The sequence below is a fragment of the Amorphoplanes digitatis genome, from assembly GCF_014205335.1.
Classification (GTDB): domain Bacteria; phylum Actinomycetota; class Actinomycetes; order Mycobacteriales; family Micromonosporaceae; genus Actinoplanes; species Actinoplanes digitatus.
The window spans coordinates 7,240,566-7,256,499 of record NZ_JACHNH010000001.1 but is presented as its reverse complement, the minus strand read 5'-3'; the positions used below and the strand labels follow the sequence as shown (position 1 = coordinate 7,256,499).

The 15,934-nt window shown below is 70.3% G+C and carries 17 protein-coding genes and 2 tRNA genes; 11 read left to right on the top strand and 8 right to left on the bottom strand.

Annotated elements, in window-relative coordinates; all coding sequences use genetic code 11:
- Positions 1-63 precede the first annotated feature (63 nt).
- The 4 genes from BJ971_RS31840 to BJ971_RS31825 all read left to right on the top strand — a co-directional run bounded on the left by BJ971_RS31840 (position 64) and on the right by BJ971_RS31825 (position 5,139).
- A complete protein-coding gene (locus tag BJ971_RS31840) occupies positions 64-1,107 on the top strand; it encodes a substrate-binding domain-containing protein (protein ID WP_184996841.1) in 1,044 nt (347 codons plus the stop codon).
- Positions 1,108-1,142: 35 nt separating this feature from the next.
- Positions 1,143-2,327 (top strand): Gfo/Idh/MocA family protein, encoded by a 1,185-nt coding sequence (locus BJ971_RS31835; protein ID WP_184996840.1) that lies wholly within the window; start codon positions 1,143-1,145, stop codon positions 2,325-2,327.
- A 525-nt stretch (positions 2,328-2,852) separates the two neighbouring features.
- Positions 2,853-3,932, top strand: a complete 1,080-nt coding sequence (locus BJ971_RS31830; RefSeq protein ID WP_184996839.1) for an apurinic/apyrimidinic endonuclease family protein — start codon at positions 2,853-2,855, stop codon at positions 3,930-3,932.
- Between the two features lie 199 nt (positions 3,933-4,131).
- On the top strand, positions 4,132-5,139 hold the full coding sequence (locus BJ971_RS31825) for a sugar phosphate isomerase/epimerase family protein (RefSeq protein WP_184996838.1): 1,008 nt from the start codon (positions 4,132-4,134) through the stop codon (positions 5,137-5,139).
- 62 nt (positions 5,140-5,201) lie between these two features.
- Here the strand turns inward: BJ971_RS31825 and BJ971_RS31820 are convergent, their stop codons facing one another.
- Positions 5,202-5,516, bottom strand: coding sequence for a hypothetical protein (locus BJ971_RS31820; protein ID WP_184996837.1), 315 nt, complete (start codon positions 5,514-5,516; stop codon positions 5,202-5,204).
- Between the two features lie 207 nt (positions 5,517-5,723).
- Here BJ971_RS31820 and BJ971_RS31815 point away from each other — a divergent pair.
- A tRNA-Asn gene (locus BJ971_RS31815) sits at positions 5,724-5,796 on the top strand.
- A gap of 83 nt (positions 5,797-5,879) precedes the next feature.
- On the opposite strand, the gene BJ971_RS31810 is transcribed toward BJ971_RS31815, so the two are convergent.
- A complete protein-coding gene (locus BJ971_RS31810; protein ID WP_184996836.1) occupies positions 5,880-6,641 on the bottom strand; it encodes a nucleotidyltransferase domain-containing protein in 762 nt (253 codons plus the stop codon).
- Positions 6,642-6,951: 310 nt separating this feature from the next.
- Here BJ971_RS31810 and BJ971_RS31805 point away from each other — a divergent pair, with 310 nt between their 5' ends.
- From BJ971_RS31805 to BJ971_RS31790, 4 genes are all read left to right on the top strand, one after another.
- The gene (locus tag BJ971_RS31805) at positions 6,952-7,707 is read left to right on the top strand and encodes an AlkZ-related protein (protein ID WP_184996835.1); all 756 of its coding nucleotides are present in this window, start codon (positions 6,952-6,954) and stop codon (positions 7,705-7,707) included.
- Between the two features lie 87 nt (positions 7,708-7,794).
- Positions 7,795-9,063 carry an FAD-dependent oxidoreductase gene (locus BJ971_RS31800; protein ID WP_184996834.1) on the top strand — a complete coding sequence of 423 codons (1,269 nt, stop codon included), beginning with the start codon at positions 7,795-7,797 and terminating at the stop codon, positions 9,061-9,063.
- 47 nt (positions 9,064-9,110) lie between these two features.
- Positions 9,111-9,184, top strand: a tRNA-Ile gene (locus BJ971_RS31795).
- A gap of 85 nt (positions 9,185-9,269) precedes the next feature.
- Positions 9,270-9,704 (top strand): hypothetical protein, encoded by a 435-nt coding sequence (locus BJ971_RS31790; protein ID WP_184996833.1) that lies wholly within the window; start codon positions 9,270-9,272, stop codon positions 9,702-9,704.
- A 19-nt stretch (positions 9,705-9,723) separates the two neighbouring features.
- Here the strand turns inward: BJ971_RS31790 and BJ971_RS31785 are convergent, their stop codons facing one another.
- From BJ971_RS31785 to BJ971_RS31765, 5 genes are all read right to left on the bottom strand, one after another.
- Positions 9,724-10,332, bottom strand: coding sequence for a DUF305 domain-containing protein (locus BJ971_RS31785; protein WP_184996832.1), 609 nt, complete (start codon positions 10,330-10,332; stop codon positions 9,724-9,726).
- 55 nt (positions 10,333-10,387) lie between these two features.
- Positions 10,388-11,764, bottom strand: coding sequence for a copper amine oxidase (locus BJ971_RS31780; protein ID WP_239087379.1), 1,377 nt, complete (start codon positions 11,762-11,764; stop codon positions 10,388-10,390).
- A gap of 40 nt (positions 11,765-11,804) precedes the next feature.
- On the bottom strand, positions 11,805-12,539 hold the full coding sequence (locus BJ971_RS31775) for a hypothetical protein (RefSeq protein WP_221478886.1): 735 nt from the start codon (positions 12,537-12,539) through the stop codon (positions 11,805-11,807).
- 406 nt (positions 12,540-12,945) lie between these two features.
- On the bottom strand, positions 12,946-13,212 hold the full coding sequence (locus tag BJ971_RS31770) for a hypothetical protein (protein WP_184996829.1): 267 nt from the start codon (positions 13,210-13,212) through the stop codon (positions 12,946-12,948).
- A gap of 4 nt (positions 13,213-13,216) precedes the next feature.
- The gene (locus BJ971_RS31765) at positions 13,217-13,504 is read right to left on the bottom strand and encodes a hypothetical protein (RefSeq protein WP_184996828.1); all 288 of its coding nucleotides are present in this window, start codon (positions 13,502-13,504) and stop codon (positions 13,217-13,219) included.
- 105 nt (positions 13,505-13,609) lie between these two features.
- Here BJ971_RS31765 and BJ971_RS31760 point away from each other — a divergent pair, with 105 nt between their 5' ends.
- Both BJ971_RS31760 and BJ971_RS31755 read left to right on the top strand, forming a co-directional pair.
- Positions 13,610-13,978: a VOC family protein gene (locus BJ971_RS31760; RefSeq protein ID WP_184996827.1), complete on the top strand. Its 369-nt coding sequence runs from the start codon at positions 13,610-13,612 to the stop codon at positions 13,976-13,978.
- Between the two features lie 795 nt (positions 13,979-14,773).
- Positions 14,774-15,076: an integrase core domain-containing protein gene (locus BJ971_RS31755; RefSeq protein ID WP_239087380.1), complete on the top strand. Its 303-nt coding sequence runs from the start codon at positions 14,774-14,776 to the stop codon at positions 15,074-15,076.
- A gap of 94 nt (positions 15,077-15,170) precedes the next feature.
- Here BJ971_RS31755 and BJ971_RS31750 read toward each other — a convergent pair whose 3' ends face one another.
- Positions 15,171-15,908 carry a CPBP family intramembrane glutamic endopeptidase gene (locus tag BJ971_RS31750; RefSeq protein WP_203709241.1) on the bottom strand — a complete coding sequence of 246 codons (738 nt, stop codon included), beginning with the start codon at positions 15,906-15,908 and terminating at the stop codon, positions 15,171-15,173.
- Positions 15,909-15,934: the final 26 nt, after the last annotated feature.

The following is a 15,934-nucleotide window of genomic DNA, read 5'->3' as shown; positions in this document are numbered from 1 at the left end:
GTAAACCCCCCACATAAACAGGCGACCGGCAACGGCCGCCCGGTCACCCCTGGGAGAAATCCGATGAAAGACCTGTCTCGTCGTCGCATCCTCTTCGGTGGCGCCGCCCTCGGCGCCGGCGCCCTGCTCACCGCCTGCACCAGCAACGACCCGGGTGAGAACACCCAGATCAAGGACGAGGACACCGACAGCAACCCGAACGCCGCGCCCGGCACCAAGGTCGTCATCGGGTTCTCCGCGCCGGGCGCCGACCACGGCTGGATCGCCGCCATCACCAACAACGCCAAGGCGCAGGCCCAGGCGTACTCCGACGTGGAGTTCAAGAGCGTCGAGGCCGGCACCGACGCCGCCGCCCAGCGGGCCGCGATCTCCACGCTCATCGCGCAGAAGCCGACCGTGATCGTCCTGCTGCCGCACGACGGCAAGGAGCTCAACTCGGTCGGGCTGGAGGCCATGAAGGCCGGCATCCCGGTGGTCAACCTGGACCGGGCGTTCCCCGACCAGGCCGCCTACCGCCTGCAGATCAAGGGCGACAACTTCGGCATGGGCCTGGCCGCGGGCAACTACGTCGCCGCGCAGCTCAAGCTCAAGGGCGTCAGCAACCCGATCATCGGCGAGATCCCCGGCATCGATTCGCTGGAGTTGACCCAGGAGCGCACCCGCGGCTTCAACGAGGCGCTGGCCGCGAACGGGTTCAAGGTCGCCAACCGGCGCCCGGCGGAGTTCACCGCCGACAGCGGGCAGAAGGCCGCCACCGAGCTGCTGCAGGCGCTGCCGAAGATGGACGCGCTCTGGAACCACGACGACGACCAGGGCATCGGCGTGCTCGCGGCGATCAACCAGGCCGGCCGCAAGGAGTTCTTCATGGTCGGCGGCGCCGGTTCCAAGGCGGCCATCGACCAGATCGCGGCCGACAACAGCGTGCTCAAGGCGACGGTCACCTACAGCCCGTCGATGGCCTCCTCGGCGATCTCGCTGGCCCGCCTGATCGGCCAGGGCAAGGGCATGTCCGACCTGGTCGAGCTGCAGGTGCCGAAGGAGATCACCCTCGCCTCCGAGACGATCACCAAGGAGAACGCGGCCAAGTACGCCAAGCTCGGCTTCTGAGCGGTCCGCCTTATTTCATCGTAAAAGGAGATCTGATGGGGCAGCTGCGGGTCGGCATGGTCGGCTACGCGTTCATGGGCGCGGCGCACTCACAGGCGTGGCGCACCGTCAACCGCGCGTTCGACCTGCCGCTGTCGGCACGGATGTCGGTGGTCTGCGGCCGCGACGAGGAGAAGGTCGCGGCCGCGGCGGCCAAGTTCGGCTGGGAGGGGCACTCGACCGACTGGCGGGAGGTGATCGAGCGCGACGACATCGACCTGGTGGACATCTGCACGCCGGGTGACACCCACCGGGAGATAGCGCTCGCCGCGCTCGCCGCGGGCAAGCACGTGCTCTGCGAGAAGCCGCTGGCCAACTCGGTGGCCGAGGCCCGCGAGATGGCCGAGGCCGCGGCGCAGGCCGCGGAGCGCGGGGTACGGGCCATGTGCGGCTTCAACTATCGCCGGGTGCCGGCGGTCGCGCTGATGCGTCAGCTGGTGGCCGCCGGCCGGATCGGGAAGATTCGCCACGTGCGGGCGGTCTACCTGCAGGACTGGATCGTCGATCCGGAGTTCCCGCTGGTCTGGCGCCTGCGCAAGGAGGTGGCGGGATCGGGGGCACTGGGCGACATCGGCGCGCACATCGTCGATCTCACCCAGTACGTCACCGGCCAGGCGATCACCGAGGTCACCGCCCTGACCGAGACGTTCGTCCGCGAGCGTCCACTGCCGAGCGCGGCCGCCGGGTTGTCGGCCGCGGGCGACCGGAGCTCGGGGCTCGGTCAGGTGACCGTCGACGACGCCGCGCTGTTCCTGGCCCGGCTCGACGGGGGAGCGGTCGCCACCTACGAGGCGACCCGCTTCGCCACCGGCCGCAAGAACGGGCTGCGGGTGGAGCTGAACGGCTCGCTGGGCTCGGTGGCGTTCGACTTCGAGCGGATGAACGAGCTCGAGTTCTACGACGCCACGCTGCCCACGACCGAGCAGGGCTTCAGCCGGATCCTGGTGACCGAGCCGGACCACCCGTACCTGGCGGCGTGGTGGCCGCCGGGGCATCCGATCGGCTACGAACACTCCTTCACCCACCAGTTGCGGGACCTGATCGCGGCGGTCGCGGCGGGGGAGGACCCGACGCCGTCGTTCGCCGACGCGTTGCAGGTTCAGCTCGTGCTCGGCGCGGTCGAGCGGTCGGCCGCGGCGTCGGCCTGGGTGCCCGTGGAGGACGCCCTGGCGGTCGTCTGAGAAGCGGACCTCCGCTGTACGCCGTGAGGGACGGCACGGTTGCGCCCCGTGCCGTCCGGCGTACGACGGAGCGGCTGTCCGGCATCGACCGACCGGGTTCCCGATCGGTGCCGGACAGCCGCGGGACGCCCGCACGGTTGATCGTCACGTGTGATCGTTCCGTGCGTGTCCAAGTGTGCAATTGATGAACGGATAACGCTCTCTTTGCGGGTGTGTCGACTTGCCTCAAGGGGAAAGCATGGCCAGCTCACCGGGGCGGGTTCATTGGCGGAAGCCGATGGGCCCGCCCTTTGTGGATCATGTATGCGCCGGTCACGGCGTCGCACGGCGCGTACGCCGCTGATCCGGCAGGCGGTCGAGTCTCGTATCCGAGGGCAGACAAACCACGGATGGAGGCGTCATGGCACCCCGTCGGTCCGCCACGACAGCGTCGGAAACCCGCGGCCACTTGATCCATACTGGACGCAGCACGAACCGATGCACGTGCGAATGCACGAGTGACGCTCCGCTCCAGGAGGGATTCTGATGCGTCTGCGCCACCGATCGGGCCGGGTCGTCCACTTGAGCCACGGCGCGAACGTGCGGCCCGCCCGGGATCTCCCGGCCGTCGTCGAACACCTCGACGCGTACGCCGCAGTCCGTGATCGCCTCTGTGTGGAGACCCTCGGGGTGAGCCTCTGGCTCCCGCCCACCCTCGCCGCCGCCCTCGCGATCGACGGCCGCTCCCGTACCCGGCTGCGTGCCGAGCTCGACGCCCGCGGGCTCGAGATCCGCACGCTGAGCGGAGCGCCCTACTCCGAGGGCGGCGACGAGGACCCCGACTGGAGCCACCCGGCCCGGCTGGAATACACCCTCGACCTCGCCCGCATCCTCACCGACCTGCTGCCGGAGGACGCCGTCCGCGGCGCGGTCACCACGACCGGCCTCGGCAACCGGGCCGGCTGGGACGAGGCACGCCAGAAGTCCGCCGACCGGATCCTCTCCCGGCTCTCCGGCGGCCTCGCCGAGGTCGCCTGGCACCAGGGCCGGGCCGTCCGCGTCGGCTTCCAGCCCGGGCCCGGCCAACTGCTCGACGGCGTCGAGTCGATCGTCGCCGCGTTCGCCCGGCTCGACCGGGAGCGCCTCGGCGTCTGCCTGGACCTGGCCGGCCTCGCCTGCACCTGGGAGAGCCCCACCGAGGTCCTCGACCGGCTCGCCACCGCCGGCGTCTCGATCATCCGGGTACAGGTCGCCGCGGCGCTCGAGGCCGCCGATCCGGTCGCGTCCGCCGAGCGGCTGCGCGGGTACGCCGGGTACCCCGTCACCAACCCCGAGGGCGGTTACGCCGCCGACCCGGCCGAGGCGCTCGACGCCGGCCTGCCCGGCCCGTGGCGGGTGCGCTGCCCCGTACCGTTGCACACCCAGCCGGCGCCGCCGCTGAGGGCGACCACCGAGGTCTGGCGCGCGGCGCTGCGGCACCTGACGGTCTCCGGCTCCGCCGGGACCGAACACCTCGACGTGGAGACCTCGGGCCGCGACGACGCCGCCGCGCAGATCGCGTACGCGCTGAGCGCCCTGGGTGAGCTCGGCCTCTCGCCCCCCGCAGAGGCCGTCGCCGTGCACTGACCCGGGTCTTTCGCGGCCGGGGCCGCGGCTTTAGAGTCGGTGCAGGCACCGCCGCGACGGGCGGGCCGGCCGGGAGGCGCAAACCCGGCCCGGCCGCGACGTTCCCGCGGGGTGCCGCCCCGGCCTGCCGCCCTCACGCGGGCCACACGGAACCCCTTTGTGCGGTCGCGACGGATGCGGCCGCGGACAGGGAGATGACATGGCCCGACCCATTACGCTCTTCACCGGCCAGTGGGCCGACCTGCCGTTCGAGGAGGTCTGCCGGCTCGCCTCCGAGTGGGGCTACGACGGCCTGGAGATCGCCTGCTGGGGCGACCACTTCGAGGTCGACCGGGCGCTGGCCGAGAGCGACTACCTCGACCGCAAGCGCGAGCAGCTCGCGAAGCACAACCTGCAGGTCTTCGCGATCTCCAACCACCTGGTCGGCCAGGCCGTCTGCGACCACCCGATCGACGAGCGGCACCAGGGCATCCTGCCCGCCGCGATCTGGGGCGACGGCGACGCCGAGCAGGTACGGCAGCGGGCCGCCGAGCGGATGAAGGACACCGCGCGGGCGGCCGCCCGGTTCGGCGTCGACACCGTGATCGGCTTCACCGGCTCCTCGATCTGGCACACCGTCGCGATGTTCCCGCCGGTGCCCGACTCGATGATCGAGCGCGGCTACCAGGACTTCGCCGACCGGTGGAACCCGATCCTCGACGTCTTCGACGCCGAGGGCGTCCGCTTCGCGCACGAGGTGCACCCCAGCGAGATCGCGTACGACTACTGGACCACCCGCCGCACGCTCGACGCGATCGGGCACCGCCCGGCGTTCGGGCTCAACTGGGACCCGTCGCACTTCGTCTGGCAGGACCTCGACCCGGTCAACTTCATCCTCGAGTTCGCCGACCGGATCTACCACGTCGACTGCAAGGACGCGAAGGTCCGCACCGGCGACGGCCGCCGCGGCCGGATGTCGTCGCACCTGCCGTGGGCCGACCTGCGCCGCGGCTGGGACTTCGTCTCCACCGGGCACGGCGACGTGCCGTGGGAGGACTGCTTCCGGGCGCTCAACGCGATCGGCTACGCCGGCCCGCTCTCCATCGAGTGGGAGGACGCCGGCATGGACCGGCTGGTCGGGGCGCCCGAGGCGCTGCAATTCGTCCGCCGGCTGGCGTTCGACCCGCCGTCGGCGGCGTTCGACGCCGCCTTCTCGTCCTCGTCCTGACCGCGCTTTCGCCGCGTGCAAAGGCCCGGCCCTCGGAGGGCCGGGCCTTGAACTGCGGTACGTCAGTACTTGGCGCCGGTGCTGTTCGACAGTGAGCCGGCACCGGTGCTCGAGAGGCTGCTGTCCGACGTGCTGCTGCTGCTGGCGGCGGCCGAGTGCAGCTTCTCACCGAGCTTGGACTGGTTCAGCTTGTCCTTGCCCTCGGTGTAGAGCTTGTTGGCCTGTGCCTGTGCGACGCCTGCGGCCTCCTGGACCGTGGGGTGCTCCCACACCTTCTTGGCGCTGGCTGCGATCTCCTCGTACTTCTCCCGGCCGGCCCGGCTGCCCAGGACGAAGCCCGCCGCGAGACCCGTGATGAACATGAGCTTTCCGCGCATGGCGGCTCCTTCCGTTCGATGACGCTCGTGCGTCTGACCCGCTGCATACCCATCCTGCCGCTCCGTCATTCACCGGGAGCAGTTTCCTCACCTGTTACGCACCACGCGGCGCGCCAGGGTCACCCACCTCCCGCGTCGGCGGTGCGGTCATGTATTGTCGTTCCGGTCGCCACGACAACCGCGAACGCGGGGGCCGAGGCGCAGCAATCCCCTGTAGCTCAATTGGCAGAGCAGCCGGCTGTTAACCGGCAGGTTATTGGTTCGAGTCCAATCGGGGGAGCTTTTCAGAGGCATGATCCCGTACGCGGTGATCGTGCCTCTTGCTTTGTTTCTGCCCTCTTGCCCGACCCGTCGATCCGGACATTATTCGCGAACCGCTCGATTTTCTGGCGTGGCGCGGCGGGCCGGTTTTGCCGCCTGCCGGGTGGTTCGGCGCGCATCGCGCCAGGCGATGAGGGCCGTCCGCGTCCGGGGCGACCGGACGTCGCCGCCGCGCCGCCGGGCGCGCAGCTGGTCCCGGAGCCACGCCGGGGCGTCGGCCAGCTCGACTGCCGCGCTCTTGGTGAGCAGCTCGCCGTCGCGCAGCGCATGGCGGCCGCGGGCCATCGACGTGAGGCCGAGGTCGGCCATCTCGGGATCCCACCAGATCCAGGGCCGCCGGGCCGCCCAGGCCCAGTAGCCGGTCACCTCGGCGCGCGCGGCCTCCCGAACGGCGTCGTCGCTCATCGCCGGCAGCACGTCCCGTGGCGGGCGGCCGAATACGGCGAACCCGTGCCGCACCAGTTCCGCCCGCGAGATCCCCGAGAGGATGCGCTGGACGAGCAGCCCATGAGTCCACGTCGGATGCTTCGCCGCGATGTCGGCGAGCCGGCCGGCGTCGACGTACACGCAGCCGAGCTTCGCCGCCCGGCCGGCGTCCGCGTCGAGCTGCCGGTGCAGCGCCGCGAGCGCGGCCTGGCGGTCACCGTCCACCGGGCCGTCGACGAGCGCGACCAGATCGAGGTCGCTGACGCCGGGAAGATAGTCACCGGTCGCCAGGGACCCCGCCACCAGCAGATCGCTGACCCACCCCAGCGCCTCCAGCCGCCCGCCGAACTCGGCGACGACCGGCGGCGAGATGACCATGACCGCAGTCTAGGGATTCCGGGCAATCGTGGCGGTGCGGGCGCCCGCGATGCGCCCGCCACGCCCCGCAGCCCGGCGACCTCCGCCGGCGAGCCGCCACCGACCACCAGCGCCCGCGATGCCCCCCGCGATGCGCCCGTGATGCGGGCGATCGTCACGGACCGGGTCCCGGCGTGGCGAGCCGGTCCGGATCGCCGGGCTGAGCGCGCTCGCGCCGCCGATCAGCGGGTGCCTCTCCGCCGGGCCGCGGAGGTGCCTGCTCGACCTCGGATGCGGGAGGGATGTCACAGCCGGGCGATACCGTCCCGGCATGCCGTCTCGCCGCGCCGCCGCCCCTTCGACAAACCCGATACCCGTGCACGACCAGAACGCGCTCGCCCGGGCCCGCGGCGACCGCTGGCTGCCGGACCCACCGCTCACCGCGGCCGCCGAGGCGGGCGCATTCATGGACCGGGTCGGCTTCGCGGTGCTGTTCCCCACCGACAAGGTCACCGCCCCGTCGCTGTGGGAGGCGGTGGCCGGCCCGGACGTCACCCCGTTCGCCGACGGCATGGGCCCACTCGAGGAACGGGTCTGGCGCTGGAAGGACGAACTCCCGACCACCGGCGCGGCGTGGTACGGCAAGTTCATACACAAACGGGCATCCCTGCTCTCGCCCGCCATGCTCACCGCCCTGTACCCCGGCGACGGCGAACCGACCGATCACGCCGAGCTGGACCTGCCCGACCAGGCCCACCACATAGCCGAGGCGCTGCTGACCGGCCCGCTCTCCACCGCCGCGCTCCGCGAACTCGTCGGCGACCGCGGCCGCTACGACCGGGCGATGTCCGCCCTGCAACGGCACCTGCTGGTCACCTCGGCCGGCGTCGAGGAGCACCGAGCCGGCTGGCCCGCCACGGTCATGGACCTGACCTGCCGCCTGTTCGACGTCGGCGGCGGCACCGACCACGCCTACGCCACCGCCCGCTTCGCGGAAACCATGATCGAGGCGACGCCCGCCGACCTGTCCCGCGCGTTCGGCTGGCCCATCGCCACCGCCCGCGAACGACTGAACGCCCTTCCCTGACCTGCGGCTTCCTCCCCCTTTCACCTGCCCGCCGCCGCGTCCGCCGCTAGGCTGAGCCTGCGTTGTCCGTCCTCCTGTGAGGTGCCTGTGTCGCATCCCGTCTCGGTGGACGTCGTCATCGTCGGCGGCGGCCTAGCCGGCCTAGCCGCCGCCCGCCGCCTGGACCGCGCCGGCGTCGACTGGCTCCTGGTGGAGGCCGCCGACCGCCTCGGCGGCCGGGTCGCCACCGACATCGTCGACGGCTGGCGGCTGGACCGCGGCTTCCAGGTGGTCAACACGGCATACCCGCGGCTCTCCGCGCTTGTCGACATCGACACCCTGGACATGCGCTACTTCACCCCGGGCGTCCTGGTGCGCCGCGGCTCGTCGCTGCACCGCCTGGAGAACCCGCTGCGCGACCCGAAGGCGGCGGCCCAGGCACTGAACTCGGGCATCGGCTCCCTCGCCGACCGCCTGAAGCTCGCGGCGCTGGCCACCCGCTGCGCCACCTACCCACCGAGCCGCCTGCTGGATGCCCCGGAGATGACGACCCAGGAGGCCCTGCGCCGCGCCGGCCTCTCGCACCGCATGATCGAGGAACTGCTCCGGCCCTTCCTCTCGGGCGTCTTCGCCGACCGAGCCCTGGACACCTCGAGCCACCTGCTGGCAATGGTGCTGCGCTCATTCGCCCGCGGCCGCATCGGCGTCCCGGCAGCAGGAATGGCGGCCCTCCCCGCCGCGGTAGCCGGCCCCCTCCCATACCCACAACTACTGGTAGGCGCCCGAACGCTGCTGGTGGCCCCCGGCATGGTGGTAACCAACGGCGGCGACATCCACTGCCGCGCCGCCATCATCGCCACCGACCCGTCGACCGCCGCGACCCTGCTACCCCAACTGCCGAAGCCGGACATGCGCGGCCTGACAACCTTCTATTTCGGCGCCGACCAGGCGCCAATAGACGAGCCGACCCTGCTCCTGGACGGCGACCGCCGCGAGATCGTGGCGAACACCACGGTCGTTTCCAACGCCGCCCCGGAGTACGCCCCGGCCGGAAAATCCCTGATCGCGGCCTCCTCGGTAGGCGTCGCGGCCCCCTCGGGCGCCTCGGAGGCGGTCATCCGGGTCGAACTGGCCCGAATCTACGACACCCCAACTGACGACTGGGAGCTACTCAGCGTGGTCTCGATACCGGAAGCCCTCCCGGCAGCGACCGTCCCACAATCCCGCTTGCGCAAACCGGTAGCCCTGGGAGACGGTCTCTTCGTAGCAGGCGACCACCGCGACAGCCCGTCGATCCAGGGCGCCCTGGCCGGCGGCTGGCGCACGGCAGGCGCGGTCCTAGCATCCCTCAACGCCCTGACCGGCGCAGGTTTGTAGATCACTGGCCCGCCCCCGGCGGGTCGGGATAGGATCGCCGCCGGTACGGGGCGGTAGCTCAGTGGGTTAGAGCAGGGGACTCATAATCCCTCGGTCGCGGGTTCGAGTCCCGCCCGCCCCACAACTCCAACCTGTGTGCGAAATTCGTCCACCGGGATCCGGTAGACCGGGATCAGCCGGTCACCGTCGAACCGAATTTCGGCGATATGGGTTTCTATGACCGCTTTGCGCTGACCCGGGGTACCGCTCCGCAGGATGTCGGCCAGGTGTTGATGGATCTGTTCGATGGTGGCGGGGCCGACGGGTTGCGGCGGGGTGGCGATCAGGTCGGTGAGCTGGGTGCGGCGGTCGGCGAGCTGGTCGAGTTGGGTGGTCAGCGCGGCGATGCGGGTGCCGCAGGTGGCGTCGTCGAGGGTGCCTGTTTCGAAGGCGGCGAGGTATCGGTCGATGGCGGCCTGGGTGGCGGTGATGCGGCCGGTGAGGGTGTCGAGCTCGGCGGTGTGTTGGGCGGTGTCGTCGATGAGGCGGGCGTGTTCGCCGGCGATGGCTGCGCTGATCAGGTCGGTGCGGGCGTAGAACGCGATCAGGGCTTCGGTGGCGGCGGGGTCGAGCAGATCGGCGTCGATGCGTGGTGCGGGTAGCGCGGCTGTGCGGGTGCCGTCAGCGGGTCGGGAGCAGGGCGCGCATGGCGTCGTTCTCGGTGGTCTGCTCTCGGATGACGTGCTTGGCCATGCCGTGGATGTAGACGTTGCGGCCGCCGCCGTCCAGCAGGGACCGCGACATGGCGATCGCGCCGCGGTGGTGTTCGATCATCAGGCGAAGGAACAGGTCGACGGCCTTCGCGCCCTCGGCCCTGTCCAGTTCGCCGAGCTGCGCCGCGGTCAGCATCCCGTGCGCGACGGCGTCCGCGCCCGCGTGCTCTCCGGCGTCGTCCGGGCCAGTGGCCTCGACCGGCCGCTCGCCCCAGGCGGTCAGCCAGGCGTTCGTCTCGTCGATCTCGCGCTGCTGGTCGCGGACGATGAATTCGGCGATCAGCCGTACGCGTTCCGGGATGCCGGGCTTGGCGACCAGCGCGCGGCTCATCTGCACGGCCTGCGCGTGGTGCACGATCATCATGCCCGCGAAGTGGACGTCGATTCCGGACGGCGTCGCCACCGCGACCGCCGCGACCGGGCGCGTCTGCGGGCGGTGGTCGCGCAGGGTGAGTGCGCCGACGGTCAGCGCGGTGGCGACCAGGACGAGGGCGGCGCCCAGGCGGCGCAGGGGCATGGTGGATCCTTCCTGACCGGTGCCGGCCGGTCTCCCGGCCGGCACCGGCTCGCACTTATCGCAGGTTGCTGGAGGCCGACGGCGACGACGGCACCGACGGCGACGGCGACGACGGGGACGCCGGAGGCGTGACCGGCGGCACCGTCACCCCGCCGCTGGCCGGCGTCGACGGCTCCTCGGCCGGGTCGGTCGGCTCCGGCGCCTGGCCGTTGACGCCCGCGCGGCTGTCCGGCGTCAGCCGGTTCTGGGCGGTGAAGTCACGCGGCAGCAGATCGAAGCCCTGCCAGTGCAGCGGCATCGGGCTCTGGTCCTCGTCGCGCGGCACGTGGTGGAAGCCCACCCGCACCCACATCACCGGGTCGGTGAGCGTGGCCTTGTCCTTGGCGAAGTCGATGATGGTCCGGTTGCCCGCCGGGCACTCCGGGTCCTGGGCGTTGTCGCTGGCCCACTTCTCGCACAGGTTCTTCTCGGTGAACGTCACGTCCGGCTTGGTCTCCGGGTGCCCCTCGTAGCGGTCGTCGGCACCGGTGGCGAGCTCGTACGAGCGCTTGTGGCCGTCCTCGTTCTTGCTCTTCGGGCTGACCACGCGCCACCAGCGCTGGTTCACCTTGTTGAAGGTGCCCTCCTTAGCGATCGCCGTACGGGTGGTCTTGAGCTTCGCGGTGGCGCCGCCCTGGCCGTCGAGCTTCGTGTCGAACTGCTCGACCTGCTCGCCGCCCTTGCCTCCGATGTTGAAGTCCACCCGCCAGAAGGCGCTGTGGTAGTGCATCGCCGCGAAGTCGCGGGCGCCCTTGCCGATCGGCCAGCCCCGGTCGGCGTTGAGGTACTCGCCCGGCGCGAGGTCACCGGTCGCACCGAGCCGGGCCGAGATCTGCCCGTCGTCGTGGAACCGGTACTCGGTCACGTACTCGTACCAGCCCACCTTGCTGATGGCGCGCAGCACCAGGTCCTGGCCGGCCTTCGAGAGAACGGGGTCGTCGTCGGCCGAGCGGTAGGCGAGGCCAGCCTGCTCCGCACTGACGCAGAGCACCTTGCGCCGCTCCGGATCCTCGCTGCCGTCGGAGCCGACCCGCGCCGAGCCGCCCTTGCAGTCGTCACCCGTGAGGGTCTGCAGACTCCAGCCGCCGAAGCCGAACGAGGTCAGGTCGTTGTACTCGGTGTCGCCGGAGTCATAAGGCACGTTGAGCTGCGCCAGCCGGATCGACTCGAGCACCTGCACTGGCTGGGGGTCGCGCTTGCCGGAGATGAAGACCTTGTCCAGGATCAGGCCGGCCTTGTCGTGCATCCGCCAGCACATCTGCCAGGTGGTGCCGTTCGGCAGGGTCTCCTTCACCATGTTGGGCGCGGCGCACGGTGCGGGGGCGGGCGCCGCCGCGGCCGCGGACGGCACCCCGGTCGCCACGGTCGCGGCGGTCAGAAGCGCAGCAGCCACGGAGGCTGCCTTTCGGTACGTCATGCTGCCGGTTCCCCGTCTACTTCAGGCGGGCGACCGTGCGCCCGGACAGGTCGATGATGATGTTGTTGACGTCGATGAAGTGACCGTCCTCGGTCTGCACGACCAGCTGCAGACACCGGTGCTTGCCGCACTGGGCAGCCCCGCTGTCGGCCGCATCCGCCGTATAGACGTGCGCGTCCGGCACCAGGCCCTGCTTGCCCGCGAGCTCCTTGCCCGTGGCCGCGCGGTAGGCGTCCTTGAGGTCGGCCGCGAGCGGATCGGCGAGCAGGATGTCGAGCGCGGCCGCGACCTCGTGCTGCGACGCCGGCGGCTGCATCTTCGCAGCGGAGTAGGACCCGGCGAGCTTGCCCGTCTTGAGGTCGACGACCTGCTTGACGAGCTTGTCGGTCTTGTAGTCGTAGTAGTACAGCTCGGCGCTGCGGCCGCCGGACTCGGCGTCCAGCTCGGCCGAGAGGTACTCGGGGCCGGCCGCGCCCGCGGCGTCCTTGCCCCCGGACAGCGGAATCACCGCGATCTTGCGGGCCCGGTCCACTTCGGCGCTGGTCAGCGGATCGCTGCCCGTCCCAGTCGCGGGCTCCGGGGCGACCCGCGGATCGGAAACCCTCGGCTGCTCGGCGGCCGCTCCCGGCGGTGTGCCCGGTGACGGTGCGGCGTTCGCCTGCCACGAGGCCACACCGAAGGCGGTCACCGCGGTCACCGTCGCGATTCCCAGCCCCCAGGCCCACTTTCTGTAACGATCCACTTTCGGCATTCCTCCCCCTCGTCGGCGTTCCGGCGAGGATCATGCCGAATGGCACGTGAGATAGACGTAAGACGATGATCTTTATCACCTGCGAGCGCCGGTCCGGGGTCGTCAGCCGGTTGCGCCGCCCGATTCGGCGGCGCCGGATCGCATCCGTGTTTCGACAGATCATCGCGCGCAAGGTCAGCGGCGGGTCCGGACTTGCCCTTCTGATGGCGCCCGACGACGGCCTCAGGTCGCCGGGGTGACCGGTCCTGACAGAACAGGGCCGAGTTCGATCGTCCTGACAAGAGCGCACTGGGGATCGTCAGTACGCCCGCCGGTCCGGGGGCCACCATGCCCATGACCGAGAGAAAACACCAGCAGGCACCCGATCCCGTCGGGGACGTGGTGTCCGGCGACCCGCCCGTGCCGATCACCGTCTGGCCGGTGCCAGGAAGGAGACGCGGCCGGCTGCCGCGTCATAGGTCATCATCGGTGGGTAGGTGTTGTCGCCTTCGCTGTACACGGAGACGTCCTTCTGGAGCGTATCGCCCAGCGTCCGCAGGAACCGGCAGAACGCATCGAGCCGCTCCTGTCCCTGGGTCTGGTAGAGGTCCACGTCGCTGAGGATCTCCTCCACGGCCCACGGCCGGATCATCCACTCCAGGTCGGGATCGGGCCACACCGTCAACAGCGTCATCTGCTCACGGTCCACGGCCGGAGACAGATCGGCCGCGGATTTCCGGTACAGCAAATTCCCGGTCACCGCGCTCGTACCGGCACAACCATCCGCGCGACCGGATCAGGTCAAGGACGAACTGCCAATGGGCCAACGTCGTGTCCGCCACGATCACGTCCGGGGCACTGCCGTTCTCAACTGGGTCGAACCACTGCTTCACGTCGTCCCACAGCAGGTCACTCACCAGGCGATGATCCCCGAACGTCCCGCCACCGGCATCCTGATTTGCCGCCGAGCGGGTGCGCTGTCCCATGGAACGACCACGCACTGTGACTCGACGTCGAGCCGCTCTCGGCGCACGCTCGCGCCGATGGGCGTGCCCTCACGGGGGCTTTGAATAGTCGCTACGTTGGGCGCCATGCAGACATTCGGCCGGTTTGCCGGCGTGACGATCGACTGTCAGGATCCGCAGAGGCTTGCCGATTTCTGGTCCGCGGTGCTCGGCGGACGAGTGACGGAGTCCCTTCCCGGCTGGCGGCGGGTGACTGTCGACGACGGCACGCCGGTGTTGACGTTCCAGCCGGTGCCGGAACCTAAAGTCGGCAAGACGCGACTGCATCTGGACGTCGCCGTCCCTGACGCCGGTGAAGCGGTGGATCGGATCGGGGCCCTGGGCGGCCGATGGACCAGCGAACGGCACGACTATCCCGAAGGCACCGTCCTCGTGATGGCCGATCCGGAGAACAATGAGTTCTGCATCGTGCAGTACTACAAACGTAGTATCTGATCGGCTTGTCGACTGAAACACCTGTCAGCACCATGCGGGCGGATCCTGAGTACACGACGACGCTGGGCGGCCCACCGGCACGACCGTCACCGTCCCACCGTCGGAAACCGGTCTCTGCGTCGGCGAAGCCGCCTCACCGTGCTCCTACACGGTCAGCCAGACCTACCGCGCCAACGGCGACCCCTGGCGTACGAAATTCCCCGCCGTGGCGAAACTGCCGCGGGAAAGCGGTGTGTGGACGAAGGCCGACGGGATGGGGAGCAACCACTTCTAGCGAGCCTGGCGTTGCCGCTCTTCTCGTTCGAGTCGGGCGGCCCGGACTTGTGGGCGAGCAGGCCGTCCATGTCCGCGGCTAGGAAGCCCGAGCTGAGGGGCAGATCATTGAGGCTGTCGGCCACTAGGCGCTGACGGGCTTCCCGGTCCGGGTCTAACGGACCGATGATGCGGATCCGTCCTGGGGGTACCGGCGGGTGCACGGGGAACTGCTCACTCTCGGGGTCATGGTCGCCGCGTCCACGGTCTGGGAGATATCGCGCGAGGCGCGGATCGATCCGGCCCCGGACCGGGCCGCCACCACCTGGTCGCAGTTCCTGCGCTCGCACGCCGAGGCACTGCTGGCCGCGGACTTCATCGAGACGGTCACGCTGACCGGCACGAGGCTTTACGTCCTGGCCGTCATCGAACACGCCCGGCCGCCGCGTCCGGGTCCTCGGCGCGACCGCGCATCCGAGCGCCGCGTGGGTGACCCCGACCGCCCGAAACCTCGTGATGGACATCGAGGACGCGGGATGCCGGGTGAAGCACCTGATTCGCGACCGGGACGGCAAATACCCGGCCGTGTTCGACGCCGTCCTCGCCGATGGTGCTCAGCGGATACGCATGCCCCGGATGAACGCGGTGATGGAACGCTGCGTGCGGACCTGCCGACGCGAACTACTCGACCGTGCTTTGATCTTCAGCCAGCGACACCTGCTGCACGCGCTACGCGAGTACGAGGTCTTCTACAACACCCACCGCCCGCACCAGGGCATCGCCAACGCCCGGCCACTGGCCCCGCTGCCCGAACGGATCACCGACCCCACCGGCTCACCCACCTGAACATCCACCGACGTGACCGCCTCGGCGGCATCCTCCACGAGTACGGGCATGCTGCCTGACCTGCTCGGATGGCATTGTCGGCAGATACAGGGACTCAGTCCGCCTCGACTGGTGCCGCGGCGCGCCGGCCCTGCACCCGCCCGCGGATGAAGATCAACAAGACGCAGCCGGCCAGGATCAGCACGGCGGTGAACATGCCCGCCCCGGTCAGCCAGGAGTTCGACGCCTCACCCGTTTTCACCTCGTCGATGCCGCCGGTAGCCAGGATCGTGGTCGGGTCGGTGAGCCCGTGCAGGATCATCGCGCCGGCCAGGAACCCGGTCGACCGCAGCGTCAGGTACATCAGGACCCCGAAGGCGAACGTGTACAGCACGGTCGGGCCGACGACCTTGATCGACTGGCCGGAGAGCAGGTTGAGGCTGTGCGTCAACGCGAAGAGCAGAGACGACAATGCCGCCACGACCCATTCGCCATGCCCGCCGTCGCGGAGCATCTTCACCGCGATGCCCCGGTAGGTCAGTTCCTCGACAAAGCCGATGAGCATTCCAGTGCCGAGCACTGACGCGGCGACGGCGAACCCGTACTGGCCCCAGTCGATGCCGAATATCCGCAGGACGACCGGGATGATCACGATGACCGGACCGGTCCACATCCACCGGGATCGGTAGATGGGCTGGCGGTCGAACAACTCCCTGGTCCAGCCCAGGTAGGACGAAAACGCGAGCAGGGCGGCGGCGCCGACCAGGAGAGGGCCCGTGATCTGGAAGAACACGCTACCAACGCTGCTGAGCAGGTTGTCGTGGAGGTAATGGCCGGCGAACCTGGACAGCACCCGACCGGCGCCTAGATAAATGGCGA